Source organism: Pseudomonas sp. LAP_36, assembly GCF_019456785.1.
Taxonomy (GTDB): Bacteria; Pseudomonadota; Gammaproteobacteria; order Pseudomonadales; family Pseudomonadaceae; genus Aquipseudomonas; species Aquipseudomonas tritici.
Genome location: NZ_JAHZMS010000010.1, coordinates 17333 through 44086, shown reverse-complemented (window position 1 = coordinate 44086; position 26754 = coordinate 17333). Strand labels below are relative to the sequence as shown.

The 26754-nt window shown below is 60.8% G+C and carries 21 protein-coding genes and 1 tRNA gene; 8 read left to right on the top strand and 14 right to left on the bottom strand.

Translation table 11 applies throughout. The annotated features are described in order from the left end of the window. Positions 1 to 12: 12 nt before the first annotated feature. From JBO08_RS24685 to JBO08_RS24675, 3 genes are all read right to left on the bottom strand, one after another. Positions 13 to 1734 (bottom strand): ShlB/FhaC/HecB family hemolysin secretion/activation protein, encoded by a 1722-nt coding sequence (locus JBO08_RS24685; protein WP_258407175.1) that lies wholly within the window; start codon positions 1732 to 1734, stop codon positions 13 to 15. A 341-nt stretch (positions 1735 to 2075) separates the two neighbouring features. Next, positions 2076 to 2151 (bottom strand) — tRNA-Asn (locus JBO08_RS24680). 60 nt (positions 2152 to 2211) lie between these two features. Beyond that, on the bottom strand, positions 2212 to 3108 hold the full coding sequence (locus JBO08_RS24675) for a LysR family transcriptional regulator (RefSeq protein WP_065873304.1): 897 nt from the start codon (positions 3106 to 3108) through the stop codon (positions 2212 to 2214). Between the two features lie 100 nt (positions 3109 to 3208). Between JBO08_RS24675 and lldD the strand changes: the two genes are divergently transcribed. Beyond that, the gene (lldD, locus tag JBO08_RS24670; protein WP_220075124.1) at positions 3209 to 4360 is read left to right on the top strand and encodes an FMN-dependent L-lactate dehydrogenase LldD; all 1152 of its coding nucleotides are present in this window, start codon (positions 3209 to 3211) and stop codon (positions 4358 to 4360) included. Between the two features lie 296 nt (positions 4361 to 4656). Next, positions 4657 to 5583 carry a GGDEF domain-containing protein gene (locus JBO08_RS24665; RefSeq protein WP_065873306.1) on the top strand — a complete coding sequence of 309 codons (927 nt, stop codon included), beginning with the start codon at positions 4657 to 4659 and terminating at the stop codon, positions 5581 to 5583. A gap of 72 nt (positions 5584 to 5655) precedes the next feature. Here JBO08_RS24665 and JBO08_RS24660 read toward each other — a convergent pair whose 3' ends face one another. The 7 genes from JBO08_RS24660 to JBO08_RS24630 form a co-directional block, all read right to left on the bottom strand. Then, a complete protein-coding gene (locus JBO08_RS24660; RefSeq protein WP_258407178.1) occupies positions 5656 to 6423 on the bottom strand; it encodes an iron-containing redox enzyme family protein in 768 nt (255 codons plus the stop codon). Positions 6424 to 6503: 80 nt separating this feature from the next. Continuing rightward, complete coding sequence (locus tag JBO08_RS24655) at positions 6504 to 8966, bottom strand: EAL domain-containing protein (RefSeq protein ID WP_065873308.1); 2463 nt, start codon at positions 8964 to 8966, stop codon at positions 6504 to 6506. 71 nt (positions 8967 to 9037) lie between these two features. Further along, positions 9038 to 10855 carry an ABC transporter ATP-binding protein gene (locus JBO08_RS24650; RefSeq protein ID WP_065891055.1) on the bottom strand — a complete coding sequence of 606 codons (1818 nt, stop codon included), beginning with the start codon at positions 10853 to 10855 and terminating at the stop codon, positions 9038 to 9040. After that, entirely contained in the window at positions 10848 to 11483 is a 636-nt protein-coding gene (locus tag JBO08_RS24645) for a DsbA family protein (protein ID WP_065880824.1), read from the bottom strand. The genes JBO08_RS24650 and JBO08_RS24645 overlap by 8 nt, the downstream gene beginning before the upstream one ends. 3 nt (positions 11484 to 11486) lie before the next feature. After that, on the bottom strand, positions 11487 to 12428 hold the full coding sequence (locus tag JBO08_RS24640) for a rhodanese-related sulfurtransferase (RefSeq protein WP_065873311.1): 942 nt from the start codon (positions 12426 to 12428) through the stop codon (positions 11487 to 11489). 118 nt (positions 12429 to 12546) lie between these two features. After that, positions 12547 to 12843: a BolA family transcriptional regulator gene (locus tag JBO08_RS24635; RefSeq protein ID WP_065873312.1), complete on the bottom strand. Its 297-nt coding sequence runs from the start codon at positions 12841 to 12843 to the stop codon at positions 12547 to 12549. Between the two features lie 12 nt (positions 12844 to 12855). Beyond that, positions 12856 to 13377 carry a DUF2059 domain-containing protein gene (locus tag JBO08_RS24630; protein WP_010208895.1) on the bottom strand — a complete coding sequence of 174 codons (522 nt, stop codon included), beginning with the start codon at positions 13375 to 13377 and terminating at the stop codon, positions 12856 to 12858. A 193-nt stretch (positions 13378 to 13570) separates the two neighbouring features. Between JBO08_RS24630 and JBO08_RS24625 the strand changes: the two genes are divergently transcribed. Continuing rightward, entirely contained in the window at positions 13571 to 14953 is a 1383-nt protein-coding gene (locus JBO08_RS24625; protein WP_065873313.1) for a class II fumarate hydratase, read from the top strand. On the opposite strand, the gene JBO08_RS24620 is transcribed toward JBO08_RS24625, so the two are convergent. From JBO08_RS24620 to pap, 3 genes are all read right to left on the bottom strand, one after another. Continuing rightward, entirely contained in the window at positions 14950 to 15906 is a 957-nt protein-coding gene (locus JBO08_RS24620; RefSeq protein ID WP_065873314.1) for a DMT family transporter, read from the bottom strand. The two genes, JBO08_RS24625 and JBO08_RS24620, sit on opposite strands and share 4 nt — an antisense overlap. Positions 15907 to 16091: 185 nt before the next feature. Then, complete coding sequence (locus JBO08_RS24615) at positions 16092 to 17276, bottom strand: thiolase family protein (RefSeq protein ID WP_065873315.1); 1185 nt, start codon at positions 17274 to 17276, stop codon at positions 16092 to 16094. Between the two features lie 271 nt (positions 17277 to 17547). Beyond that, positions 17548 to 19062 carry a polyphosphate:AMP phosphotransferase gene (gene pap, locus JBO08_RS24610; RefSeq protein WP_065873316.1) on the bottom strand — a complete coding sequence of 505 codons (1515 nt, stop codon included), beginning with the start codon at positions 19060 to 19062 and terminating at the stop codon, positions 17548 to 17550. Between the two features lie 141 nt (positions 19063 to 19203). Between pap and mnmC the strand changes: the two genes are divergently transcribed. From mnmC to JBO08_RS24585, 5 genes are all read left to right on the top strand, one after another. Then, positions 19204 to 21192 carry a bifunctional tRNA (5-methylaminomethyl-2-thiouridine)(34)-methyltransferase MnmD/FAD-dependent 5-carboxymethylaminomethyl-2-thiouridine(34) oxidoreductase MnmC gene (gene mnmC / locus JBO08_RS24605; protein ID WP_220075123.1) on the top strand — a complete coding sequence of 663 codons (1989 nt, stop codon included), beginning with the start codon at positions 19204 to 19206 and terminating at the stop codon, positions 21190 to 21192. Between the two features lie 158 nt (positions 21193 to 21350). Further along, the gene (locus tag JBO08_RS24600; protein ID WP_065880821.1) at positions 21351 to 23123 is read left to right on the top strand and encodes an N-acetylglutaminylglutamine amidotransferase; all 1773 of its coding nucleotides are present in this window, start codon (positions 21351 to 21353) and stop codon (positions 23121 to 23123) included. 3 nt (positions 23124 to 23126) lie between these two features. Next, on the top strand, positions 23127 to 24872 hold the full coding sequence (gene ngg / locus JBO08_RS24595; RefSeq protein ID WP_220075122.1) for an N-acetylglutaminylglutamine synthetase: 1746 nt from the start codon (positions 23127 to 23129) through the stop codon (positions 24870 to 24872). A gap of 145 nt (positions 24873 to 25017) precedes the next feature. Continuing rightward, positions 25018 to 26202, top strand: a complete 1185-nt coding sequence (locus JBO08_RS24590; RefSeq protein WP_065873320.1) for an osmoprotectant NAGGN system M42 family peptidase — start codon at positions 25018 to 25020, stop codon at positions 26200 to 26202. 59 nt (positions 26203 to 26261) lie between these two features. Next, positions 26262 to 26489: a YheU family protein gene (locus tag JBO08_RS24585; RefSeq protein ID WP_003192759.1), complete on the top strand. Its 228-nt coding sequence runs from the start codon at positions 26262 to 26264 to the stop codon at positions 26487 to 26489. Between the two features lie 7 nt (positions 26490 to 26496). Here JBO08_RS24585 and csrA read toward each other — a convergent pair whose 3' ends face one another. Continuing rightward, positions 26497 to 26694 carry a carbon storage regulator CsrA gene (gene csrA, locus JBO08_RS24580; protein WP_049712242.1) on the bottom strand — a complete coding sequence of 66 codons (198 nt, stop codon included), beginning with the start codon at positions 26692 to 26694 and terminating at the stop codon, positions 26497 to 26499. Between the last annotated feature and the right edge of the window lie 60 nt (positions 26695 to 26754).

Below are 26754 nucleotides of genomic sequence, written 5' to 3'. Positions count from 1 at the left end.
GGCGGTAAAAATTTAAAGGAAGAAATCCAGGCGGAAATAGATCGGCGCTTCACGTTCAGTGATCGGCCCCGGTCGTTCCAAAGAGTGTGCGAAGGTCACCGTGGCGGCGACGTTCTCGCCGCGTGCGAACAGCTCCACGGCGTTGCTGGTCATGCGTCCGTGTTGTTCGGCGTTGTAGCGGCCGTGGCTGATCACGCCTTGGTCGTAACCGAGGCTGGTGCCGTATTCGCTGAACACTGGCTGCATCCAGGCCCAGGTCACTGGGCGGCTCCAGCGCAGGTCGTTGCGCCAATAGCCGCCGCTGTCGCCGCTAAGGCTCTGGTCCTTGTAGCCGCGAATCGAAGACTGCCCGCCGAGGCTCATGCGCTGCGGGCTGAACAGCACGTCTTCACTGCGCTGGCCGGTCATCAGGCTGCTGAAACTGAACGACTCGCCCCACAGCTTGAACGGGTACAGGTAGCTCAGCGTGGCGGTGTATTTGCGGTAGCGCGCATCGGCCTGGCCGGGGCGTGGGTTGTGATTGGCCTGGGCGTCGAACGCACCGATACCGTCCTGCATGCCCAGGTCGATGTTGAGGAACGAACCGCCAATACGTCGGCCATGGTTGATGCCGAATTGCGCTTCGCTGAGGCGGTTGCTGCTCAGGGCGAGCTTGCTGTCTTCGACGAAGTTATTGGTGCGCAAGTACGCCACGCCGGTGCTGAGGGAGGTTTTGCTCAAGGCGTCGCGGTGGATCACCCGCTCCAGGCGCAACTGGTGGTTTTGGCTGTCGCCGGACTGTTTGAAGTTGAAGTCATTGGCCTGGGCCAGCGCGCGGTATTCGGTTTCGCTGTAACTGTAATTGAGGTTCCACCAGCCGAAGGGCAGGTTGTAATTGAGCATCGAGTTGCGGGAGGTTTTCTGGTGGTCACTGATCGCATCGTGGCCACCACGCAAGGAGAGTTGGTCGGCCAGGCCCAGCGGATTGTCCCAGTCCAGGCTGACGCCCCACTGCTGTTCACCGGTGCTGCGTTGGCCGCCGTTATGGCGTGAAAGGCCAACGCGCCACGGCTTTTGCGGGGTGTTTTTCACCAGCACATCACTGCCGCCGACAGCCTTGCCCGGCGCCAATTCCATCTGCGCCTGGTTCGATGGCAGGCGGTTCAACTGGTCGACCATCTGCTCGATTTCGCGCAGGTTGAGCAAGTCGCCGGTTTTGCCAGGGAAGCTCATGGCTAGTTGACGGTCGGTGATGCCGCTGCCCTCTTCACCCTTTAAACCTTCCAGGCGACCTTCGATCACTTGGACTTTCAGGTTGCCCCTGGAGAGATCCTGTTGCGGCAAGTAGGCGCGGCTGGTGACCAAACCTTTGGCGAGGTAATGATCGGTGATGACCTTGAGCAACTCATTGAGCTGCGGCACGCCGAGGCATTGGCCGATGTAGGGTTTGAGCAGACTGGCGCGCTCACCTTCGGACAGCGCGTCGGCACCGGTGAGCTCGATGGTTTTGATGGGAAAGCAGCGCGTGTCGGCGGGTGCTGCCGGCTTGGCAGGCGCTGCGGATTTGCCGGGCAAGTCCTTGAGTTCTTCAAGGCGACGCTGTTGCTCTTCGAGCAGGCGATCCTGGCGATCGCGGATCAGGTCGGTGACGCCGGGTGCATTTTGCAGGGGTGCGGCTTGCGCCACTCCGGCGATGCTCAGGCAAAAAAAAGCGGACAGCAGGCTGAGCCTGGTCCGATCTATCAGACGCCACATTTCTAGATCCCTCTACATGGCCTAGTGCCACTACTTGGCGGCGATATTAGGCTGGCAGATTGATGGCGTCAATTAAATGTACGTATTTGTTTAAATGCCGATGCTGGCCTCAGCAGGCAGACTCTACGGGGGCTGCAAAGCTCGAAATATAAGAACACTCCTAAAAAAAACAGAAATTTCCCACATCATTGCGCTGCTTGTGGGGGATAGCTGCTTCATGAAATCAGTGGTCCAGCACTCTCAGCTCGCCCTTCATCGAATTGTCAGGCCGCCGGTAAAGAAACGGAGAACCTCAAATCCAAGGCAAAAAAAAGCCTGCATCTCTGCAGGCTTTCTCTATCTGGCTCCACGACCTGGACTCGAACCAGGGACCCAATGATTAACAGTCATTTGCTCTACCAACTGAGCTATCGCGGAATGCGCCGTATGTTACTGATTGAAAAGGAGAAGTCAAGCTTTCTATGGCACTCGCTGCGATTAAACCGGATGGCCGGTTGAATCCGCGTGCTCGCTGGCCAACTCCAGCCAGGCCAGGGCGGCGGGTGGTAAGTGGGCGCTGGCGCGCCAGGCCAGGGCGATGTGCCAGTCGGTGTGAGGTTCGTCCAAGGGGATCAGGGCGATGCCGGCGTGTTGATGTTTGTGCGCCAGCATGCGCGGTAGGAAGGCCACGCCCAAACCGGCGGCGACAAGGTCGACGATGAAGTCGATCTGGCCGCTGCGTGCCGTCACCTTGGGGGTGACGCCTTTGCGTTCGCACGCAGTGAGAATCTTGGCGTTCAGGGCGAAGCCGGCTTCAAACAGGATGAAAGGTGAGTCCGCCAAGTCGGTGAAGTCGATGCGTTTGCGCCGAGCCAATGGGTGGCTGATGGGCAACACGGCGATCAGTGGTTCATTGCGTACGGGTTGGTAGTCGAAGCCTTCGTCCACCGGCAGCAGCAGCGCCGCCAAGTCGACCTCCCCCGCTTCCAGGCACTCGCGCAGTTTTTTGCTGCCGTACTCGGTGAGTTCGATGTCGATGTCCGGATAGCGACTGCGGTAGGTGGCAAACATCGTCGCGAACAGCACGCCGCAGCCCACAGGCGGCAAGCCGATTCGCAGCACGCCGCGCTTGAGGCCGCGCAGGTCGTTGATCTCGGCCACCAGGTCGTTGTGTTCGGCGAGCAGCACCAAGGCGCGGCGGTAGGCAATTTCGCCGGCGGCGGTGAGTTCGTTGCGGTGGCCGAGACGGTTGAGCAACGGCGTGCCCAGTTCGTCTTCGAGGGTCTTGACCGCCTTGCTCACGGTGGATTGGGTCAGGGACACCACCTCGGCAGCCTGGGAGAAGCCACCTTGGCGCACCACTTCGACAAAGGCACGCAGTGTTCTCAGGTTCATCGGTATTCCTTTGGCGACTGGCTACCAGTGATAAAAGTTGTTTTTATCATGCCAGATATTTGCCTATCCTGATCCGCCCTGGCTTGTGGAGACACCGTTCATGATCATCTCGTCCGCCTCCGACTACCGCGCCGCCGCCAAGCGCAAGCTGCCGCGCTTCCTGTTCGACTACATCGACGGCGGCGCCTACGCCGAACACACGATGCGCGCGAACAGTTCGGACCTGGCCGAGATCAGCCTGCGCCAGCGCGTCCTGCGCAACGTGGATAACCTGAGCCTGAAGACCACGGTGTTCGGCCAGACACTGGACATGCCGGTGATCCTCAGCCCGGTGGGCCTGACCGGCATGTACGCGCGACGCGGCGAAGTGCAGGCGGCCAAGGCAGCGGGGAACAAAGGCATCCCGTTCTGCCTGTCGACGGTATCGGTGTGCCCAATTGAAGAGGTGGCGTCGCAAAGCGCGCAGGCGATCTGGTTCCAACTGTACGTGCTCAAGGACCGTGGCTTCATGCGCAACGCACTGGAACGAGCGCAGGCGGCCGGCGTCACGACGCTGGTATTCACCGTGGATATGCCCACGCCCGGCGCGCGCTACCGCGATGCCCACTCGGGCATGTCCGGGCCATTCGCAGCACAGCGACGCATGTTGCAAGCTGTCACCAAGCCGCAATGGGCCTTTGATGTGGGGTTGATGGGCCGCCCGCACGACCTGGGTAATATCTCCAAGTACCTGGGCAAACCCACCCACTTGGAAGACTACATCGGCTGGCTGGCCAACAACTTCGACCCGTCGATCAGTTGGAAAGACTTGGAGTGGATCCGCGAATTCTGGAAGGGCCCGATGATCATCAAGGGCATCCTCGACCCACAGGATGCCAAGGACGCGGTGAGTTTCGGCGCCGATGGCATCGTGGTTTCCAACCATGGTGGTCGTCAGTTGGATGGCGTGCTGTCCACCGCTAAGGCCTTGCCACCGATTGCCGATGCGGTAGGCGACGACCTTACGGTGCTGGTCGACTCCGGCATCCGTTCCGGGCTGGACGTGGTGCGCATGCTCGCCCTGGGTGCCAAAGCCTGCCTGCTGGGTCGCGCCAGTGCCTACGCGCTGGCCGCCAATGGCCAGCATGGCGTGGAAAACCTGCTGGACATCTTCGCCAAGGAAATGCGCGTGGCCATGACCCTCACGGGCGTGACGTCGATTGACCAGATTGACCAAACTACCTTGGTTGGCCAACACCTTCAAAACGGGTAACCATCGGCCAAATAACCGGCGCCATTATTCAACGACTGTTTCTACATATAAGAATGGTCGTTGTTTTATAAGAACATTTAATAATGTTAAACCATTTGGCATGAATATCGCTCTAACCTCTCCAAGCAGGTTAAGCGATGACAAGACGTGCGGCGGTTCCCAGGGGTTATAACCCAGTGAAAAGCGGTCTAAACTGTAACCAATGTTTTACGGAACTGAAGGAACAGTTAGACGCTTGGCACTCGCCACTCTCATCGAGCCTGTAAGACAGCTAAGAGCTTAGAGGCCGATCGCTTATGAAAACACCTACCCAGACCAACGCAATTGACTTCGACAGTGCCAAATTGCAGCGCCTGGGGTTTGGTCAGCCATCCCTCGTCCCACGCCGCCCCACCACCATCACTCAACTTCGCCAGCAACTGGGCCTGCAACTGCAAACCAGCCTGGAACCGGAGCGCATCCTCGGTGTTTTCTTCCGAGAGATCCAACGCCTGGTGCCTCTGGACGCACTGCAATACCGCCATCAAGCCAGCGACCTGCGCCTGGAGTTCGGCCATCGCGGCCACCATACGGCGAGCTACAGCCTGAGCCATGAAGGCGAGCACCTCGGTGAATTAATCTTTCGCCGCAACCAGCGCCTGGTGGAAGAAGAACTGGGCCAGCTCGAATCCCTGCTGGCCACCCTGCTCTACCCGATGCGCAACGCTCTGCTTTACCGTGCCGCCACCCGCAGCGCCCTGCGCGACCCGTTGACTGAGACCGGCAACCGCATTGCCATGGACCAGACCTTGCAACGGGAAATCGACATGGCGCGCCGGCACTTGAACCCGTTGTCCTTGCTGATGCTCGACATCGACCACTTCAAGGTCATCAACGATACCCACGGCCACACCGCCGGCGATACCGTGTTGCGCGCCGTCGCCGCAGCTATAAAGAGTCAATTGCGCAACGTGGACATGGTGTTTCGATTTGGCGGGGAAGAGTTTCTAATCCTGCTGTCCAACACCGGCCGAGACGCGGCGGCAATGGTCGGCGAACGCCTGCGCCAAGCGGCACAGACCCAGGATTACCGGGCGGATGGAGAACGGATCGAATTGACGGTGAGCCTCGGTTGTTCGACCTTGCTGGCTGCAGAATCTGCCGAAAGCCTACTGCGCCGAGCTGACAGCGCGTTGTACGTGGCCAAGCGCGAAGGCCGCAACCGCTTGGCGATGGCGGGGTAAGCCCTAACCGTTAAAGGCGAATGAAATAACTGTGGCGAGGGAGCTTGCTCCCTCGCCACATTACCTACTGCATCAGGCTTCGCTGGCGACCCGCGCCTGGCGGTCACGCACCAACGTTGGCGCCTTCTCTTTCTCCAGGCGCATGCAACTTTCAAGGAACAGATACATGTAGTCGTAGCTCTTGCACACGGCTTGGCGCAGCTCTACCTGCAATTCCTGGGACGGGTTCATGCCGGCCAGGGTGCAGATGATTTCCAGCGCTTCCCACGGGTGGGCGTCATCGTACTGGGCGTGCATCTTCAGCCACTTCATTGCACGCTTGCGCTCTTCCTCTGGGAAGGCCGCCGCGTAGACACCGGTAGAACAGACCACCGCAGACCATTCCCCCGTTGCCCCCTCGATTGCGTAGTTGGTCGCGGCAATCGCCACGATCAGCGAATCGGCAGAGCTGGTGTGCCAGCACCAATGGCTCAGTGCGTGCAACTCCGGCGGTACGTTCTGGGCCTGCAACTCTTCTAGGCTCACGCCGTGAGCACGGGCCCAATGCACCCAATAGTCGGCATGGTTGAGTTCCACGCGAATATTGCGCATCAGCCAGCGGCGCGCCATGTCCTCCCCGGGATGGCGGGCAAATTTGGTCTTGGTGAGGTTCTGTGCCATGTACAAGGCAAACTGTTCCACCACAGGCCAGCCACCGATCAGGTAGTGGCGCATGGTCTTGGCGCTGAGCGTGTTATCGCGCATGCGCTGGTACAGTTCGTGTTCGACAACGCGACGCTTGCTCTCGCTACAGTCCTGGATCAGTTTCTGTGCCCAGGCGGGGTAACTCGAGGCTTCCATAAGCGGGCCGGTTCTGTTGAATGTGTCGATCACTGTTTAAGGCTCCTTTTTAAGTGTGATTGTACAGACCAGCGAATGTTTCAGCGGAATGTGCCAGGCGCCTTGAATAACAGGGGCTGCGGCCGCACAGGTCGACACTGCAAGCTATCAAAGGTAAACAATTGCGGTCGTTCAATCAGGTAGCCCTGAGCGTAATCCACACCAATTTCGAGTAGTGCCTGTTCGATTTGCGGTGTCTCGACAAATTCTGCAATTGTGCGCTTACCCATGACATGGCCGATGTGATTGATCACTTCGACCATCGCGCGGTTAATCGGGTCGTCCAGCATATCCTTTACGAAACTTCCATCGATCTTCAGGAAGTCTACAGGTAAATGTTTGAGATAAGCGAATGAGGACATTCCGGCACAAAAGTCATCCAGCGAGAACTGACAACCTAAGGCTTTGAGTTCATTAATAAAGCGGATTGCACTGCCCAGATTGGCAATCGCACTGGTTTCAGTAATTTCAAAACAGATCATGCCGGGCGGAATATTGTAAGTATGAAATTTCTCACGTAAAAACCCGAGGAACTCATCATCACCAATAGTTATGCCTGACAGATTGATCGCACACATGGCCATCGGGCGGTTCGGACGCTCCTGCAGGCAACGGGCGATGATCTTGAACACATTCTCCACCACCCAACGGTCCAGGGACGTCATCAGACCGTAACGCTCGGCCGCCGGGATAAAGCTGTCGGGCAAGATAATGCGGCCGGCCTCATCATGCAGGCGCAGCAGGATTTCGATATGCCCATTGCCCGCATCGGTCTGTCCCAGGGGCGAGATTTCCTGGGCATAGAGGCAAAACCGGTTCTCTTCCAAGGCCATGTGCAGGCGCTGCACCCAGGCCATCTCGCCAAAGCGCAGGGACAATTCCGAATCATCGGCGTGGTACACCTGCACACGGTTGCGACCTTTCTCCTTGGCCATGTAGCACGCCATGTCGGCGGCGCGCAGCGAGGTTTCCAGGGTGGTCGGGGTTTGCCCAAGGTGCACCAGGCCGATGCTGACAGTGGTCATGAACGGCCGGCCCTTCCACACAAAATGCAGGCTCTGCACCGTATGGCGCAGGCTCTCGGCGATTTTTTCCGCCACGACCGCCGGACAGTTTTCCAGCAAAATGCCGAACTCATCCCCCCCCAGGCGCGCCAGGGTGTCGCCCTCGCGCAGGTCCGACTGCAGCAACGCGCAAATATGTCGCAACAGTTCGTCACCGGCCGCATGACCACAGGTGTCGTTGACCAGCTTGAACTGGTCCAGGTCAAGAAACATCAATGCATGCCGTCCGCCGTGCTGCTGCCCTGCCGGGTGCAGCACCTGTTCCAGGCGGAATTCGAATTCGCGGCGGTTGGCCAGGCCAGTCAGGGCGTCATGGGTTGCCTGCCAGGACAGGTTGGCGATGTATTGGCGCTCTTGGGTCATGTCATGCAACACCAGCACCGCCCCCGTGACCTTGCCGTCGCTGCGGATCGGCGCACCCACCAGGGTCACCGAGACCGTGCTGCCATCCAGCCGCTGGATGGTCTTTGAATGCTCGCTGCCGCCGCTGAGCTGGCCCTTGACGATATGTTCGATCAGGGTAAACCCGTCGGGCTCGGCATCGTCATCCAATAAGTTGAACAACGCTGCCAGCGGCAGGCCCTGAGCCTGGGCCGAATGCCAGTGAGTCAGCGCCTCGGCTGCCGGGTTCATATAGGTAATGGCGCCGTCGACGTCGGTGGTGATCACGCCATCGCCAATCGACTCCAACGTGATCTGCGCTCGCTCCTTCTCTTGTTGCAGGGCATTGGCGAAAGCGTGGCGCTGGGCCAGCAACTTATGCGTGCGCAACAGCGCCAGCACAATCAGGCCAAGGGCCGTGGCCAGGTTGGTAATCAGCAGCAGCCGCAGGATCATCCGCGAGCCTTCGCCCAAGGCATCGCTGAAGGCCTTGGCAGCTGGCGTTACGCCTTCATTGATCGCGATGATATGCGCCTTCCATTGCCGCACATCGTTGGCGCTGACGTGGTCGCGGAGGATTGCGCCGTGCATCTCCTGGGCCAGGCCATCGAGTTGCACCAGATAGCTATCGCCCACGGTCCACAACTCGATGGCTTTTTCCAGGTAGCTGAAGTGACGAAAATTGAGGTACAGCCAGATCAGGCTCGAGACGTCATCCGGGTGGTTGCCCCCCTTGAGAATGCCCAGCCGCGCAGCCGTAAGATCAGGCGTAGGACGATCGAGGGCGATGCGCAGCTCATGCCCGCCCTGGGGCACGGCTATGGCCTGCTGGTATCTGAGGTACGTGGCTTCGTCACGGTTGTCAGCGTAGAGCGTGAGGTAGTAGATGGCGTCTTTCTGGCCCTTCGACCACAGGCTCTCGCCGGCCACATAGCCGCGCACAGCTGAAAGCATGAAAAGACTGACACAGCCCAACAATGCCTGAAACAGCACCACGGCGATGAAAGGCCACACAATGCCCAATAGCCTTGGCGTTCCGAGAGTACGCTTTTGCTTCATGAAGTCCCTTGCACATGCACTGCTGGATACGCACGCGAAAAACCGCTTCCGATAGCTCAGCTTAGGCTGAATCAACGTACTTGCTGTAAGTGCCCGTAGAGTTTGGCGTACAAGCCGCCATCGGCAATCAATTGCTGATGATCACCGTCCTCAGCAATGTGACCGCCGTCGAACACTAATACTCGGTCGGCTTGCTTAACCGCCGACAGGCGGTGGGCGATGATCAGTGTAGTACGCCCACTGAGAAACCGCGCCAGCGCCTGATGCAGGTTGTACTCGGTAGCGGCGTCCAGGGCGGAAGTTGCTTCGTCGAGGATCACCACTTTCGGCTCGGCCAACACCATGCGCGCAATCGCCAGGCGTTGACGCTGCCCGCCGGAAAACCTCACCCCGGAGCGCCCTACCACACTGTCCAAGCCCATCGGCAATGCCTTGACGGTAGCATCCAACTGGGCGATTTCCAGTGCCTGCCAGCAGGCCTGGTCGCTGCGCTCGCGACCCATGGTCAGGTTGGCGCGCACAGTATCATTGAACAACGCGGGATGTTGCAGCACCACGGCGACGTTTTCGCGGAGGGTCTCCAGCCCGATTTCCTGCTGAGTGGCACCACCAAAGCGAATAGTTCCAGCTTGTGGCGTATACAGCCCGAGCAGCAGTTGCACCAAGGTACTTTTTCCGCCGCCGCTGGCGCCGACGATTGCCACTTTCTCGCCCGGCGCAATGACCAGGTTCAACTGGTCGAGCACCAGGTCTTCGCCGTAGCCGAAGTTCAGGCCGCGCACTTCGATGCCGACGGTCTCACGCCCGGTAAACGGGTCTTCCCCCCCGGCATACTGCGGTTCGTCGGCACGCGCCAGCAGTTCGTTGATCCGCGTCAGGGCCCCGCCCGCCGCGTAATAGGCATATTGCAAGTTCAACAGCTGCTCCACCGGCCCGATCATGAACCACAAGTAACTGAACACCGCGAGCATCTGGCCAATGGACAGGTCGGAAAACAGCACGGTGAGCATGGCGGCCGCACGGAAAATATCGATACCAAACTGGAACAGCAAACCACTGGCGCGGCTGGAGGCGTCGGTTTTCCACTGTGAATGAATGGCAAAGTCACGCACCTCCCGGGCACGCTGGCCCAGGCGCCCGAGGAAAAAGCCCTGGCGGTTGCCGGCGCGCACTTCCTGGATAGCGTCGAGGGTCTCGGTCAAGGCCTGGGTGAAGCGCGAAGTACTGTCGTTTTCCAGCTTCTTCAAGTGTTTGACGCGTTTGCCCAACTGCACCGTGGCGTAGATCACCAGCGGGTTAAACAGCAGGATCAGCAGCGCCAATTGCCAATGCATCCACACCAGGATCGCCGAAGTGCCCACCAGCGTGAGCATGGCCACCAAAAAGCGGCTGAGGGTTTCGCCGACGAATTTATCCAGGGTATCCAGGTCGGTGACCAAGTGCGTGGTGACCGTGCCACTGCCCAGGCTTTCGTACTCGCCCAGAGAAATACGCTTGAGCCGCTCGATCAGGCGCACGCGGATGCGGTACACAATGTCCTTGGCCAGCCGCGCAAACAGCCGCGCCTGCACCACGTTGAACACCAGGGCGCCGCAGCGCAGACACAGGGTCACCAGCAGCATGAGGCCGATATACCCGGCCGCTTTCTGCCAACCCAGCGGGAGGGCGTGGTTCATCACGTTGAGGGCGGCATCGCCATGGCCCAGCAGCACTTCGTCCACCAGCAACGGCAGTAGCAAGGGGATGGGTACACTGCACAGGGTTGCCAGTACGGCAACGCCATTGGCGATCCACAGGGATTTCTTGTGACGCAGGGCCAGGCGGCGAATTTCCGCCCAGGTCAGTCGGTCCACACGTTTGCCGGCATTTTTGTCTGGCTGATCATGCACAGGTCGCTCGCTCCAGCCACCGGGCCAACAACGGCGACAGCTCGGACAACGGCTGGTAACCGTTGGTCAGCAGGGCCAACTGGCCATTACGCTCGGCCAACAGCGTCGGGAAGCCGGCGATGCCCAAGTCCTGTACCCAAGTGAAGTCGGCAGCCGTGGCAGCATGCTGCTCCGCACGGTCGAAGGCACCGGCGAACTCGATACGTGGAATGCCCGCTTGTTCGGCCAGCTCCACCAGGACGCTGGCAAGGGTCACATCGCGGCCCTCGACATAAAACGCATGCTGGATCAGCCCCAGCAGTTTCCACGCGCAATCCGGCGCCAAGCTGCGGGCGGTAACGATGGCGCGGCACGCGGGCTCCGTGTCGTACACAAAACCGTCAGGCAATGCGCCTTCGCGCTTGAACGGCTGGCCAGTGGCGTCGGTGACGGCCTGCCAGTGCTCCAGGATGTAGCGGCGGGTCGTCGGCTCCAACGCCGCGCCACTGCCGGTGCGCAGGCCGCCCACCACCAGGTGCAGTTCCACACCGGCCGACTGGGCCTGCTTCACCAACGCCTTGGCCACCGGGGCAAAGCCCCAGCACCAGGAACACATCGGGTCCATTACATAGAGCAGGCGCGCGGACATGGCTCAAGCCTCGGAAGGTGATTGCTTATAGTTGAAGCCAATCGGGTGCGGCATGTTGCGGGCCTTGGCCAGCTCGATCTGCTTTTGCCGATCAATCGCGCTGCGACGGGTCTTCTCGGGCAGCTTATCCCAGCAATGCGGGCAACTGATGCCAGCCACGTAGTGCTCGGATGCACGGTCTTCCACACTCACGGGTGTGCGGCAGGCATGACATTGATCGTAGTCGCCTTCGCTCAAGTCGTGGCGCACGGTCACGCGATTGTCGAACACAAAGCAGTCGCCCTGCCATTTGGTTTCTGCCTGCGGCACCTCTTCAAGGTACTTCAGAATGCCGCCCTTGAGGTGGTAGACCTCGTCGAAGCCTTCGCTGAGCATATAGCTGGAGGCTTTCTCGCAACGAATGCCGCCGGTGCAGAACATGGCGACTTTCTTGTGCTTGGCGGGGTCGAAGTTGGCTTTGATGTAGTCGGGAAATTCACGAAAACTGGTGGTTTTCGGGTCAATCGCGCCTTCAAAGGTGCCAATGGACACTTCGTAGTCGTTACGGGTATCGATCAGCAGCACTTCCGGGTCGCTGATCAGCGCGTTCCAGTCCTGCGGTTCGACGTAAGTACCGACCTTTTTGTTCGGGTCGACGCCTTCGACGCCCAGGGTCACGATCTCTTTCTTGAGCTTGACCTTGGTGCGGTAGAACGGCTGGTCGTCGCAGTAGGATTCTTTGTGGTCGATGTCGACCATGCGCGGGTCTTTTTTCAGCCAGGCCATCAGGCCATCAATGCCTTCGCGGCTTCCGGAAACGGTGCCGTTGATGCCTTCTTCGGCGATCAGCAAGGTGCCTTTGATGCCGTTGTCGACCATCGCCTGCAGCAATGGCTCGCGCAGGGCGACGTAATCTTCGAGGGTGACGAACTTATACAGTGCCGCCACGACAATCGGTTGAGTCACGGGTGTTCTCTCCAGGTGGCTACCCTCGTAAAGGGTGAACCGGATGCAAAAAAAACGCGCCGTCTGAGCGGCGCGTTGCGGATTCTAACAAATGCTCGGTGTCAGAGACACCCGATCATCAGTCATGCCCGCCGGCGCAGGTCGGCGAGGCCGGGGCTGCGTCGATTTTCGCCCATTCTTCAGGCGTGTAGGTATGCAACGCGAGCGCATGAAACTCGCCCATCAGGTCACCCAAGGTGGCGTAGACCTTCTGGTGGCGCTTGACGCGGTTAAGGCCTTCGAACTGCGGGCTGACCAGCACGGCCTTGAAGTGGGTCTGCAACCCACGGCTGTGCATATGGCTTTCATCCTGCACGCTCAAATAGTCCTGGCCCAGCTCGGCGAGCGCCACTTCGATACGCTGTTGCATGGTCATTGCCGGCTCCACTTACTTCTTGGCAGGGGCGGCAGGTTTCTTCGCCGGTGCCAGTTCGTTGGTCATGTCTTCCAACAGCTTGTTCACCACCGGCACGGCGCTTTCCAGCTTGGCCTGGGTCATCTGGGCCGATTGCTGGGTCAGTTGCGGCATTTTTTCCAGGACTTTCTTACCCAGTGGCGACTGGTAGAAGGCAACCAGGTCCTTGAGTTCGGATTCGCTGAAGTTGGTGGTGTAGAGCTTGACCATGTCCGGTTTCAGCTTTGGCCAGCCGATAGCCTGGTCCAGGGCAGCGTTGGCCTTGGCCTGGTAGCTGTCCAGTACGGACTGCTTGGCGGCAGGCGCCTTGGTTTGTTCGAAACGCTGGGCGAACATTTGCTGCACTTGCATGTACACCGGGGTACCCAGCTTGTCAGCGTGGGCCAGGGTAAGGAAGGCTTCGGCACTGGCGTTGTGGCTGGCGGTATCGGCAAAAACCTGGCCGCTGGCGCAAACCAGAGCAACCGCGGTACAGATGGCACGAAGACGAGTCATCGAGTTTCCTTTTCTAGCAGGCGAGGTAAGACCCCAAGGGCGCCCATTCTGCGCCTAAAAAACGCCAAGGCTCAACCCCACCCCTTGTCGGGCCTGGATTTGCGGGCAATGAATCCGATGAAAAGCCTTTTATGGAACCCGCTGGGTCGATCAGGGCCTAAACTGCGCAAACGAACCCGAAGGAGTGTGCCCGATGAGCCGTATCGAAACCGACAGCCTGGGAGAAGTCCAAGTCCCGGATGACGCTTACTGGGGCGCTCAGACCCAACGTTCGCTGGTGAATTTTGCCATTGGCGAGCAACGCATGCCCCTGGCGGTACTGCACGCCCTGGCCCTGATCAAAAAGGCCGCGGCACGGGTCAACGATCGAAATGGCGACCTGCCTGCCGACATCGCCCGCCTGATCGAACAGGCCGCCGACGAAGTGCTGGCTGGCCAGCATGACGACCAGTTCCCGCTGGTGGTCTGGCAAACCGGCAGCGGCACCCAAAGCAACATGAACGCCAACGAAGTGATCGCCGGCCGCGCCAATGAGCTGGCTGGCAACAAGCGCGGCGGCAAGAGCCCGGTGCACCCCAACGATCACGTCAACCGTTCCCAGAGTTCCAATGACTGCTTCCCCACCGCCATGAGCATCGCAGCGGTACAAGCGATACATGAGCGATTGTTGCCGTCGATCGCCACGCTTTCCGGTGGCTTGGCCGAACTGGCCGCCCGGCATATGAACCTGGTGAAGACCGGGCGCACCCATATGATGGACGCCACGCCGATCACCTTTGGCCAGGAACTCTCGGCATTTATCGCCCAGCTCGACTACGCCGAACGCGCTGTGCGCAGCGCCCTGCCCGCCGTGTGCGAGCTGGCACAGGGCGGCACGGCCGTGGGCACCGGGCTGAATGCGCCGCAGGGTTTTGGCGAAGCGATTGCCGCCGAACTGGCGGCGCTGTCCGGCTTGCCGTTTGTGACCGCGCCAAACAAATTCGCCGCCCTCTCCGGCCATGAGCCGTTGGTGACCCTGCACGGCGCCCTGAAAACCCTGGCCGTGGCCTTGATGAAAATCGCCAACGACCTGCGCCTGCTGGGCTCCGGCCCGCGCGCCGGGTTGGCCGAGGTGAAGTTGCCGGCCAACGAGCCGGGCAGTTCGATCATGCCGGGCAAGGTCAACCCGACCCAATGCGAAGCGCTGTCGATGCTGGCCTGCCAGGTCTTGGGCAATGACGTAACCATCGGCATGGCCGCGAGCCAAGGGCACTTGCAGTTAAACGTGTACAAGCCGGTGATCATCCACAACCTGCTGGAGTCGATCCGCCTGCTGGCCGACGGCTGCAACAACTTCCAGGAACATTGCATTGCCGGTCTCGAGCCCGACGCCGAGCAGATGGGCGCGCACTTGGAGCGTGGGCTGATGCTGGTGACTGCGCTTAATCCGCATATCGGCTACGACAAGTCGGCAGAAATCGCCAAGAAGGCCTACACCGAAGGCCTCACCCTACGGGAGGCTGCACTGGCGCTGGGCTATCTGACGGATGCCGAATTTGATCAGTGGGTTCGCCCCCAGGACATGCTAGGCGCCTAGGAAGCCATGCGCACCCGCCGGGCCTTGAGCCCGGCGAGCAACGACGGCGCCAGCGCCACGGTCGCCGAGCCCAACACCACCACCAACGCCCCGGCATACCCCAGGGCGTTGATTTCTTCGGCCTGCACATACTCAGGCCACAGCCACGCCGCCAGGGCGACGGCTACAAAGGTCACCAACGGTGTGAGCGCAAGGGTCGCACTGACCCGCGAGGCTTCCCAATGCGCGAGCGCTTCAGCAAAGGCGCCGTAGGCCACCAGGGTGTTCATGCAGCACGCCAGTAGCAACCAGCCTTGCAGCGGGCTCAGGTCCAACGCCTCCAGCGGGTGCGCCCAAGGCGTGAGTAGCACGGCGCAGGACAGGTAGATCACCATCATCACCTGCAGCGAATTCCACACCGTGAGCAATTGCTTCTGACCCAGGGCGTAGAACACCCAGATCGACGTCGCGAGCAGAACGGTCAGCACCCCGGCGGTGTAGGTGCCAAGTGACGTCAACAACTCCAACAGACGTTGGTTGAAGAACAGGCCAAAACCGACCATCAGCACCAACAACCCCAGTACTTGCCCGCGACTGAAACGCTCCTTGAACACAAACACGCTGGCGACCATCAAGAAGATCGGCCCCATCTGCACCACTAACTGCGCAGTGCCGGGGCTGAGCATTTTCAAGCCCACCAAGTACAGCACGTAATTGCCCACCAGGCCGCACACGGCCATCCCCACCAGCCAGCCACCCTTGGGGCCCAGCACCTTGCGGCTGGGCAAGCGCCGGGTGAGCGCCAGGTAGAAGAACAGGCAACCGCCGGCCACCGTCAGGCGAAACCAGGTGACCGTGATGGGGTCCATCACCTGCAACACCTGCTTGAGTTTGATCGGCAGAATGCCCCAGAGCAGCGCGGTCAGCAGGGTCAGGAAAAAACCATAGACCCAGCGGCCGGAAGAGATGTGCATGAATGCCCCAGGAGCCAGAGGAAGTGGTGCAGCATTCTAGGGGTAAGTGAAAGGGTTGGGCTATGACGCCGTTCAAATGTGGGATCCGGCTTGCCTGCGATGGCGGTGTGTCAGGCAGAAAATCGACTGATCGACCGCTATCGCAGGCAAGCCAGCCCTCACATTCGAGCCGGTTTCTTCGGGGTTTAGCGGACGGCTTCGAACAGGCCGGTGGCGCCCATGCCGCCGCCGACGCACATGGTGACGATGCCATAGCGCACATTGCGCCGCTGCAGCTCACGCACCAAATGCCCTACCTGCCGCGATCCGGTCATGCCGAACGGGTGCCCGATGGAAATCGAACCACCGTTGACGTTGTACTTCGCGTTATCAATGCCTAGGCGATTACGCGCATACAGGCACTGCGACGCAAACGCTTCGTTCAGCTCCCACAGGTCGATATCCGCCACTTGCAAGCCCCTGGCCTTGAGCAGCTTGGGCACCGAGAACACCGGGCCGATGCCCATCTCGTCCGGCTCGCAGCCAGCCACGGTAAACCCACGGAAAAAAGCCTTGGGCTTGAGGCCCAACGCCAAGGCTTTTTCCAGGCTCATCACCAGGGTCATCGAAGCCCCGTCGGACAGTTGCGACGAGTTACCCGCCGTCACCGAACCGTCCTCAGCAAATACCGGCTTCAACCCTTGCAGGCTGGCCAACGTGGTGTCCGGACGGTTGCAATCATCACGATCAACCACGCCATCGAGCACCTGCACTTCACCGGTGTTCTTGTCTTCGACCTTGTACTTGACGGCCATGGGCACGATTTCATCGTTGAACAAACCATCAGCCTGAGCCTGGGCGGTACGCTGCTGGCTTTGCAGGGCGTACAGGTCCTGCTCTTCGCGGCTGACGTTGTAGCGACGGGCGACGATTTCCGCGGTCTGGCCCATGGGGAAGTAAATACCCGGCACCTGCTCTTTGAGCAGTGGGTTGATCAGGTTGTCGGTGTTGACGCTTTTCATGGTCAGGCTGATGGACTCGACACCACCGGCGACGATGATGTCGCTGCAACCCGAGGCAATCTGGTTCGCCGCAATCGCAATGGCCTGCAAGCCCGACGAGCAGAAGCGATTGAGGGTCATCCCCGCCGTGCCGGTGCCCAATTGTGACAGCACCGCCACATTGCGCCCGATGTTGTAGCCCTGCGCACCTTCGTTGGAGCCGGCGCCGACGATGCAATCTTCCACCGTCGCCGGGTCGATGCCGTTGCGGCTCAGCAGCGCGTTGACGCAATGGGCCGCCATGTCATCCGGGCGAGTCTGGTTGAACTTGCCGCGAAAGGATTTGGCCAGGCCGGTTCGCACGCTGTCGACGATCACTACTTCACGCATGGGCTACCTCGATCTTGTCGTTGTTGGGAGTTGGATCGAGGATAGATCCAGGCCCTCCCAATCGCGACGATCATTCACCCCGCCTATACAAAAGCATGGCAGGTAAACAACTTGTAGTGAGCGGGCTTGCCCCGCGCTTGGCTGCGAAGCAGCCCTAATCCAGGCACCGCATTTATCCAGTTAAATCTCGTTGGCAGGTTTTGGGGCTGCTTTGCAGCCCAGCGCGGGGCAAGCCCGCTCACTACAGAAATTCCAGTCACCATAAAAGGGGTTATTTCTTTTTCTTTTTATCGTGCTTGTCGGACTTGGCAAATGCCTCTTCCAAGGCCACGTTGATCGTGCGCAAAACCTTGACCCGGGCCCAGCGCTTGTCATTGGCTTCCACCAATGTCCAGGGCGAGACTTCAGTGCTGGTGCGGTCGACCATATCGCCGACGGCGGCGCGGTAGTCGTCCCATTTGTCGCGGTTACGCCAGTCGTCCTCGGTGATCTTGAAGCGCTTGAAGGGGATTTCCTCGCGGGCCTGGAAACGCTCCAACTGGGTCTGCTTGTCGATGGCCAGCCAAAACTTGACCACGATCACGCCGGCATTGCGCAGTTGCTCTTCGAAGTCATTGATCTCGCCATAGGCGCGCATCCAGTCCGCCGTGGTGCAAAAGCCCTCGATGCGCTCCACGAGCACGCGGCCGTACCACGAACGATCGAACACGGTGAACTTGCCCCGCGCCGGGATTTTCTGCCAGAACCGCCACAAGTAAGGCTGGGCGCGTTCGTCTTCGGTGGGCGCGGCAATCGGCACGATATGGTACTGGCGCGGATCCAGTGCGGCGGCGACACGACGGATCGCCCCGCCCTTGCCCGCCGCATCGTTGCCTTCAAACACCGTGACCAGGGCGTGCTTGCGCATGCGCTTGTCGCGCATCAGGCCGGAGAAACGCGCCTGCTCCGTAATCAGTTGCTCTTCGTAATCGTCCTTGTCCAGCCGCAACGTCATGTCGAGGCTGTTAAGCAAGCTCATCTGGTCCACCGCCGAGGGTAATGGCGCCGGGTTCATGCCACTGGCCTTGCCCTTGGGCAGCTTCAGGGCGTTTTGCAGGCCTTCGAGCAGGATCTTGCCCACGGTCAGCCCACGGTAATGCGCGTCAACGCCTTCGATGACATGCCACGGCGCATAGTCGCGGCTGGTGCGGCGCAGCACACGTTCGCCGAAATGCACGAATTTGTCGTACGTCTCGGACTGCTGCCAATCCAGCGGGCTGATGCGCCAGCTGTGCAGCGGGTCATCGGCCAGGGCCTTGAGCCGCGCCTTCATTTGCTTCTTGGACAGGTGGAACCAGAACTTGAAGATCAGCGCGCCTTCATCGCAGAGCATCTTCTCCAGGCGCTCGGCACCGGCGATGGCCTGGTCCAGGCGTGCATCCTTGATCTGCCCATGTACCCGGCCCTGCAACATCTGGCTGTACCAGTTGCCGAAAAAAATCCCCATGCGGCCCTTGGCCGGCAGTTGGCGCCAGTAGCGCCACGCGGGCGGTCGCGCCAGTTCTTCGTCGGTCTGCTGGTCGAAGGTGCGCACTTCGATCAAGCGCGGGTCCATCCATTCATTGAGCAGTTTGACGGTCTCGCCTTTACCGGCGCCTTCGATGCCATTGATCAGGATGATGACCGGAAAGCGCTTCTGCTGTTGCAGCTCGTACTGCGCTTCCAGCAGGGCTTCACGCAGTGCCGGCACTTCGGCGTCGTAAGTGTCTTTGTCGATGGCGTGGCCGATTTCAGCGGATTCGAACATGGGCAGCTCCGTTTCAAGTTGGACCAAGACTAGCGGATTGGGCAGCAGCGCGCGGGAGGAAATTCCATACGCGCTTGCCGTAGGTCAATTCATCACGGGTTGATCGGCTAGAATGGCCACCTGGAATTTACCGAGCCGCCCATGAACCCCATCACCCACGCCCAGCTCGACTGGGATGACCAAGGCCGCCCGCACTCGCGGGTGTTCGACGATGTGTACTTTTCCGACCAGTCGGGCCTTGAAGAAACCCGCTACGTGTTCCTCGAACAGAACCGTTTGCAGCAACGCTTCGCGGCGCTCCCGGCGGATGGGCGACTGGTGATTGGTGAAACCGGCTTCGGCACCGGGTTGAATTTCCTGTGTGCCTGGCAACTGTTCGAACAGCACGCGGTTGCCGGTGCGCACCTGCATTTTGTCAGCGTGGAAAAGTACCCGCTGAGCCACGCCGACCTGCAACGCGCCCTCGCCCTCTGGCCTGAGCTGCAGCCCCTCGCCGAGCAACTGCTGGCGCAGTACATAGCCGTCCATCAAGGCTTCCAGCGGCTGGTGTTGGATAACGGCCGCGTGACCCTGACCCTGTTGATCGGCGATGCCCTGGAACAATTACCACAACTGGATGCGCAGATCGACGCGTGGTTTCTCGACGGCTTCGCCCCGGCGAAAAACCCCGACATGTGGACCGCCGAGCTGTTTGCCGAACTGGCGCGCCTGGCGGCACCCGGCTCAACCATCAGTACCTTTACCAGCACCGGCTGGGTACGACGGTTGATCAACGCGGCCGGGTTCAAGATGAAGCGCACACCCGGCATCGGCCACAAGTGGGAGATCCTGCGCGGCGAGTTTCTTGGCTGGCCCGTAGATACCCCGTGTCCCACACCAGCCAAACCCTGGTTCGCCCGCCCCCCTGTCATCACAGGCCAGCGCCATGCCATGGTCATCGGCGGCGGCCTGGCCGGTTGCGCCACCGCCGCCAGCCTTGCGGCACGGGGCTGGCGCGTCAGCCTGCTGGAACGCCATACGGCGTTGGCGCAGGAAGCGTCGGGCAACCCCCAAGGCGTGCTGTACCTCAAGCTTTCCGCACACGGCACGGCCTTGTCGCAACTGATTCTCAGCGGTTTCGGCCACACCCGACGGCTGTTGGAGCACTTACATCGAGGCGTCGACTGGGACGGCTGCGGCGTGCTGCAACTGGCGTTTGATGCCAAGGAAGGCCAGCGCCAGGCGCAACTCGCCGATGCGTTCGCCCCGGATCTGCTGCACCTGCTGGACCGCGATCAAGCCCAACAACGCGCCGGAATCAGCCTGGCCCAGGGCGGCCTGTTTTTCCCCGAAAGCGGTTGGGTGCACCCGCCGGCGCTTTGCCAGTGGCAGGCGGCACATCCGTTGATTGAGGTACTCACACATAACGAGGCCGTTGAGCTGCACCGGGTCGATGACCAGTGGCAAGCCCGCAACGGCGATTGCGTGCTGGCGAGCGCCTCAGTGGTGGTGCTGGCGGGAGCGGCTGACATCAAGCGGTTTGCGTTCAGCGCCGACCTGCCGCTCAAGCGGATTCGTGGGCAGATCAGCCGACTGCCGCAAACCGCAGACAGCCAGGCGCTGGGCACGGTGGTGTGCGCCGAAGGCTATGTCGCGCCCGCCCGGCTGGGTGAACACACGCTTGGCGCCAGCTTCGACTTCACCAACGACGACCTCACGCCCACCGCTGCCGAACATGCTGGCAACCTGGAAATGCTGCGCGAGATTTCCACAGACCTGCTGCAGCGCCTGGGCGGAGCACAACTGGCCCCGGAACAGCTTGAGGGGCGTGCCGCATTCCGCTGTACCAGCCCTGATTACCTGCCGATTGTCGGACCGCTGGCGGATCGTACAGCGTTTCAAAGCGTGTATGCCGTGCTCGGCAAAGACGCCCGGCAAGTCCCGGATACGCCGTGCCCGTGGCTTCCGGGCGTGTACATTAATAGCGGCCACGGATCACGCGGACTGATCACGGCGCCACTGTGCGGCGAACTAATCGCCGCCTGGCTGAGCGACGAACCGCTGCCGGTACCGGCCAGTGTGGCCGAAGCTTGCCACCCCAACCGGTTTCCCTTACGGGCATTGATTCGCGGCAAAACAACGACGCCGTAATCAGCGCAAACGAAGGCATTAAAGCCATCGCGGCTATTTGCCTTATAACTTATCGGTCTAAAACTCCACGGATAGCACTGGGTCAGTTTCTGGGTACGCGCCCTCAGCGGCGTATTGAGTATTGACCCCTCCCCAACGGAAAAACCGGTAAGGAATTTATGTGCGGATTAGCTGGAGAATTACGTTTCGATGCCCAACCTGCCGACTTGGCGGCCATTGAGCGCATCACTCATCACTTGGCCCCACGTGGCCCGGATGCCTGGGGCTTCCATGCCCAAGGGCCGATTGCCCTGGGCCACAGACGCCTGAAGATCATGGACCTGTCGGACGGCTCGGCCCAACCGATGGTCGATTCACACCTCGGCCTGAGCCTGGCCTTCAACGGCGCGATCTATAACTTCCCGGAATTGCGCCAAGAGCTGGAAGCCCTGGGCTACGCCTTCTATTCCGGTGGCGACACCGAAGTGCTGCTCAAGGGCTATCACGCCTGGGGCGAAGCGCTGCTGCCCAAGCTCAACGGCATGTTTGCCTTCGCCATCTGGGAGCGCGATGCCCAGCGTCTGTTTATCGCGCGTGACCGTCTCGGCGTAAAACCGCTGTACCTGTCGCGCACCGGCCAGCGCTTGCGCTTTGCCTCGGCATTGCCGGCGCTGCTCAAGGGCGGCGATATCAACCCGGTCCTTGATCCGGTGGCGCTCAACCACTACTTGAACTTCCACGCCGTGGTGCCTGCACCGCGTACCCTGCTGGCAGGCATTGAAAAACTGCCGCCGGCGAGCTGGATGCGTGTCGAAGCCAACGGCAAGACCGAGCAGAAAACCTGGTGGACCCTGCCCTACGGTCCCCATGAGGACGAGAAAAACCTGAGCCTGGAAGATTGGACCGATCGCGTGCTCGACAGCACCCGCGAAGCCGTGGCCATCCGCCAACGTGCCGCCGTGGATGTCGGCGTGCTGCTGTCCGGCGGTGTCGATTCGAGCATGCTCGTCGGCCTGCTGCGAGAAGTCGGCGTGCAAGACCTGTCGACCTTCTCCATCGGTTTTGAAGACGCGGGCGGCGAAGCTGGCAACGAGTTCCAGTACTCCGACCTGATCGCCAAGCACTACGGCACGCGTCACCACCAATTGCGCATCGCTGAAAGCGAGATCATCGAGCAACTGCCGGCGGCGTTCCGCGCCATGAGCGAGCCGATGGTCAGTCATGACTGCATCGCCTTCTACCTGCTGTCGCGGGAAGTGGCCAAGCATTGCAAGGTGGTGCAGAGCGGCCAGGGCGCCGACGAGTTGTTCGCCGGTTACCACTGGTACCCACAGGTGGACGGCGCCAGCGATCCTTATGCGGCGTATCGCGATGCGTTTTTTGACCGCAGCTACGAGGATTACGCCGCCACCGTCGCGCCGAAATGGCTGACGGCCAACGACGCTGCCGGTGACTTTGTACGCGAGCATTTCGCCATGCCAGGCGCCGATGCCGCCGTGGACAAGGCGCTACGCCTGGACAGCACGGTGATGCTGGTGGACGACCCGGTCAAACGCGTCGACAACATGACCATGGCCTGGGGCCTGGAAGCGCGTACGCCATTCCTGGACTACCGCCTGGTGGAACTGTCGGCCCGTGTACCTGGCAAGTTCAAGTTGCCTGATGGCGGCAAGCAGGTCCTCAAAGAAGCCGCGCGCCGTGTCATCCCAAGCGAAGTCATCGACCGTAAGAAAGGCTATTTCCCAGTGCCGGGCCTCAAGCATTTGCAGGGCGATACCCTGAACTGGGTCCGTGAACTGTTGCTGGACCCCAGCCAGGATCGCGGCCTGTTCAACCCGGCCATGCTCGACCGCCTGCTCACCGACCCGCAGGGCCAACTGACGCCGTTGCGCGGCTCCAAGCTGTGGCAACTGGCGGCGCTGAACCTGTGGCTCAGCGAACAAGGAATCTGATTGATGAAACCTCTTGCAGCGGCTTACAGCCAACGCTTGCTGAAGGGCCAGGCGCCAACCTACGAGCGCCTGCAAGCCCGCCTGGCTGAAGACGGCAGCCCCTTGGCCGCCGAACCGATTGCCGTGCATTGCGGTTGGGGTCGGCTGTTGATCGGCCATACCTTTCCGGACCCTGCCAGCCTCGCCCAGGAGTTGCTCAATGAGCAGGCTGGCGAGCGAGACATCGCCCTGTATGTGGCGGCCCCCCAGCAAATTCTGGGGATCGATCCCCAACAGTTGTTTCTTGATCCGTCCGACACGTTGCGCCTTTGGTTCAGCGACTATCGCCCAGCGACTCGAGTGTTTCGTGGCTTCCGTATTCGCCGCGTGCAGAGCGAGGCCGATTGGCTGGCGGTGAACCGGCTCTATCAAGGGCGTGGCATGTTGCCTGTCGACGCCGAACGCCTCACGCCGCGCCATCAAGGTGGCCCGGTGTATTGGCTGGCGGAGGATGAAGACAGCGGCGCGGTGATCGGCAGCGTGATGGGCCTCAATCACCAAAAAGCGTTTCACGACCCGGAAAACGGTTGCAGCCTGTGGTGCCTCGCGGTTGACCCGCAATGCACGCGCCCCGGTGTAGGCGAGGTGCTGGTGCGCCATCTGGTGGAACACTTCATGAGCCGTGGCTTGAGCTATTTGGATTTGTCGGTGCTGCACGATAACCGCCAAGCCAAGAACCTTTACGCCAAGCTCGGTTTTCGCGCGCTGACCACCTTTGCGATCAAGCGCAAGAATGGCATTAACCAGCCGTTGTTCCTCGGCCCCGGCCCGCAGGCGGGGTTTAACCCCTATGCACGAATCATCGTTGAGGAGGCCCACCGACGTGGTATCGATGTGCAGGTGGATGACGCTGATGCGGGCATGTTCACCCTGAGTCATGGCGGCCGCCGTGTGCGCTGCCGTGAATCCCTGAGCGACCTGACCACCGCCGTCAGCATGACGCTGTGCCAGGATAAAAGCCTGACGCATAAAACGCTGAAAGCCGCAGGGCTGAACGTGCCGTCGCAACAACTTGCGGGCAGCGCCGATGACAACCTGGAGTTCCTCGACGAGCACCAGCGCGTCGTCGTCAAGCCGCTGGATGGCGAGCAAGGCCATGGTGTAGCGGTGGATTTGCAAAGCATCGAAGATGTGCAGCAAGCGATTGAAGCAGCGCGGCAGTTTGACAGTCGGGTGTTGCTGGAGAGCTTCCACGGAGGCCTGGACCTGCGCATCCTAGTGATTGGTTTCGACGTTGTCGCCGCTGCAATCCGACGCCCAGCCGAAGTGACCGGCGACGGTCAGCATTCCATCGGCGCCTTGATCGAAGCCCAGAGCCGCCGCCGCCAGGCCGCCACTGACGGTGAAAGCAAAATCCCGGTCGACGCCGAAACCGAGCGCACCCTGCGCGCCGCCGGCTACGACTACAGCAGCATTCTGCCTCGCGGCCAGACCCTGGCCGTGCGCCGCACCGCCAACCTGCACACGGGGGGTTGCCTGGAAGACGTCACCGCCATCCTGCACCCCACGCTGGTGGACGCCGCCGTGCGCGCTGCGCGTGCCCTGGATATTCCCATGGTGGGCCTGGACCTGATGGTGCCTGCCGCCGATCAACCCGAGTACGTGTTTATCGAAGCCAACGAACGCGCCGGCCTGGCCAATCATGAACCGCAACCCACGGCGGAGAAGTTCGTGGATTTGTTGTTCCCCCACAGCCAGCCGTCTGCTTGAAAGATGTGTTGCCTGTACTGGCGTCTTCGCGAGCAAGCCCGCTCCCACATTCAGACCGCATTCCAATGTGGGAGCGGGCTTGCTCGCGAAGGCGTCGTAACAGACGCCATACACCTTTAAGCCTGCCACTTCATCAGGAGTCTCTATGACCCGAACCATCCCCGAACCGGACCTTGCTTACCTGCAAAAAGTGCTGCTGGAAATGCTCGCGATCCCCAGCCCCACCGGGTTCACCGACACCATCGTGCGCTACGTCGCCGAGCGCCTGGAAGAACTGGGCATTCCGTTTGAAATGACGCGGCGCGGCACCATTCGCGCCACCCTCAAGGGCCAGAAGAACAGCCCAGACCGTGCGGTGTCCGCGCATTTGGACACCATCGGCGCCGCCGTACGCGCGATCAAGGACAACGGCCGCCTGAGCCTGGCGCCGGTAGGCTGCTGGTCGAGCCGATTTGCCGAAGGCAGCCGCGTCAGCCTGTTTACCGATAACGGTGTGATCCGTGGCAGCGTGTTGCCGTTGATGGCCTCCGGGCACGCCTTCAACACCGCCGTGGACGAAATGCCGGTGAGCTGGGACCACGTGGAGCTGCGCCTGGACGCCTACTGCGCGACCCGCGCCGATTGCGATTCCCTGGGGATCGGCATCGGTGACTACGTGGCCTTCGACCCACTGCCCGAATTTACCGAAAGTGGGCACATCAGCGCCCGACACCTTGACGACAAGGCGGGCGTCGCTGCCCTGCTCGCCGCGCTCAAGGCTATTATCGACAGCGGCGAACCGCTGCTGATCGACTGCCACCCACTCTTCACGATTACCGAGGAGACCGGCAGCGGCGCAGCGGCCGCCCTGCCTTGGGATGTCAGTGAGTTCGTCGGCATCGATATCGCCCCCGTCGCCCCCGGCCAGCATTCCAGTGAACATGCGGTGAGCGTGGCGATGCAGGATTCGGGGGGGCCGTATGACTATCACCTGTCGCGGCATTTGCTGCGCCTGGCGTCTGATAACGAGTTGCCGGTGCGCCGCGACCTGTTCCGCTACTACTTCAGCGATGCACACTCGGCCGTGACCGCCGGCCATGATATCCGCACCGCGTTGCTGGCGTTTGGCTGCGACGCGACTCACGGCTACGAACGCACCCATATCGATAGCCTCGCGGCGCTGAGCCGCCTGCTGGGCGCGTATATTCTCAGCCCGCCGGTGTTCGCCAGCGACGCACAACCGGCCCAGGGTTCATTGGATCGGTTCAGTCATCAGATTGAACACGATGCACAAATGGAGAGCGACACGCGGGTGCCATCGGTGGACAGCCTGGTGGGCAACAAGTCCTGAGACTGGCAACTGCGGTCCCGGCGCAGTAGCATCGCCGGGACCCATCACCCGAGGCTTGTATGCTGATTCCCTACGACGCGCTTGAAGTCGACACCCTGACCCGCCTCATCGAAGACTTCGTCACCCGTGACGGCACCGACAATGGCGACGACACGCCCTTGGAGACCCGCGTATTGCGCGTGCGCCAGGCGCTGACCAAGGGGCAGGCGCTGATCGTGTTCGACCCCGAGAGCGAGCAATGCCAGTTAATGCTCAAGCACGACGTGCCCAAGCATCTGTTCGACTGAAAATGCGCTAAGGGTTGGGGGCCGCGTGCAGCTCGGCGGCTTGGCGTTCGAGGATTTTCTGGTAGACCTCGGCGCGATGAACATGCACCCCGGCCGGCGCTGCAACACCGAACTTCACTTGGTTACCGTTCAACTCGAGGATGTGCACGGCGATGTCATCGCCAATGGAGATGACTTCGCCTACAGCGCGGCTTAAGACCAGCATGGCGGTTGTCCTTTTAGAATGACAGGACCTCGACCATGCGCGCTGGCTGTGGGTGCATCA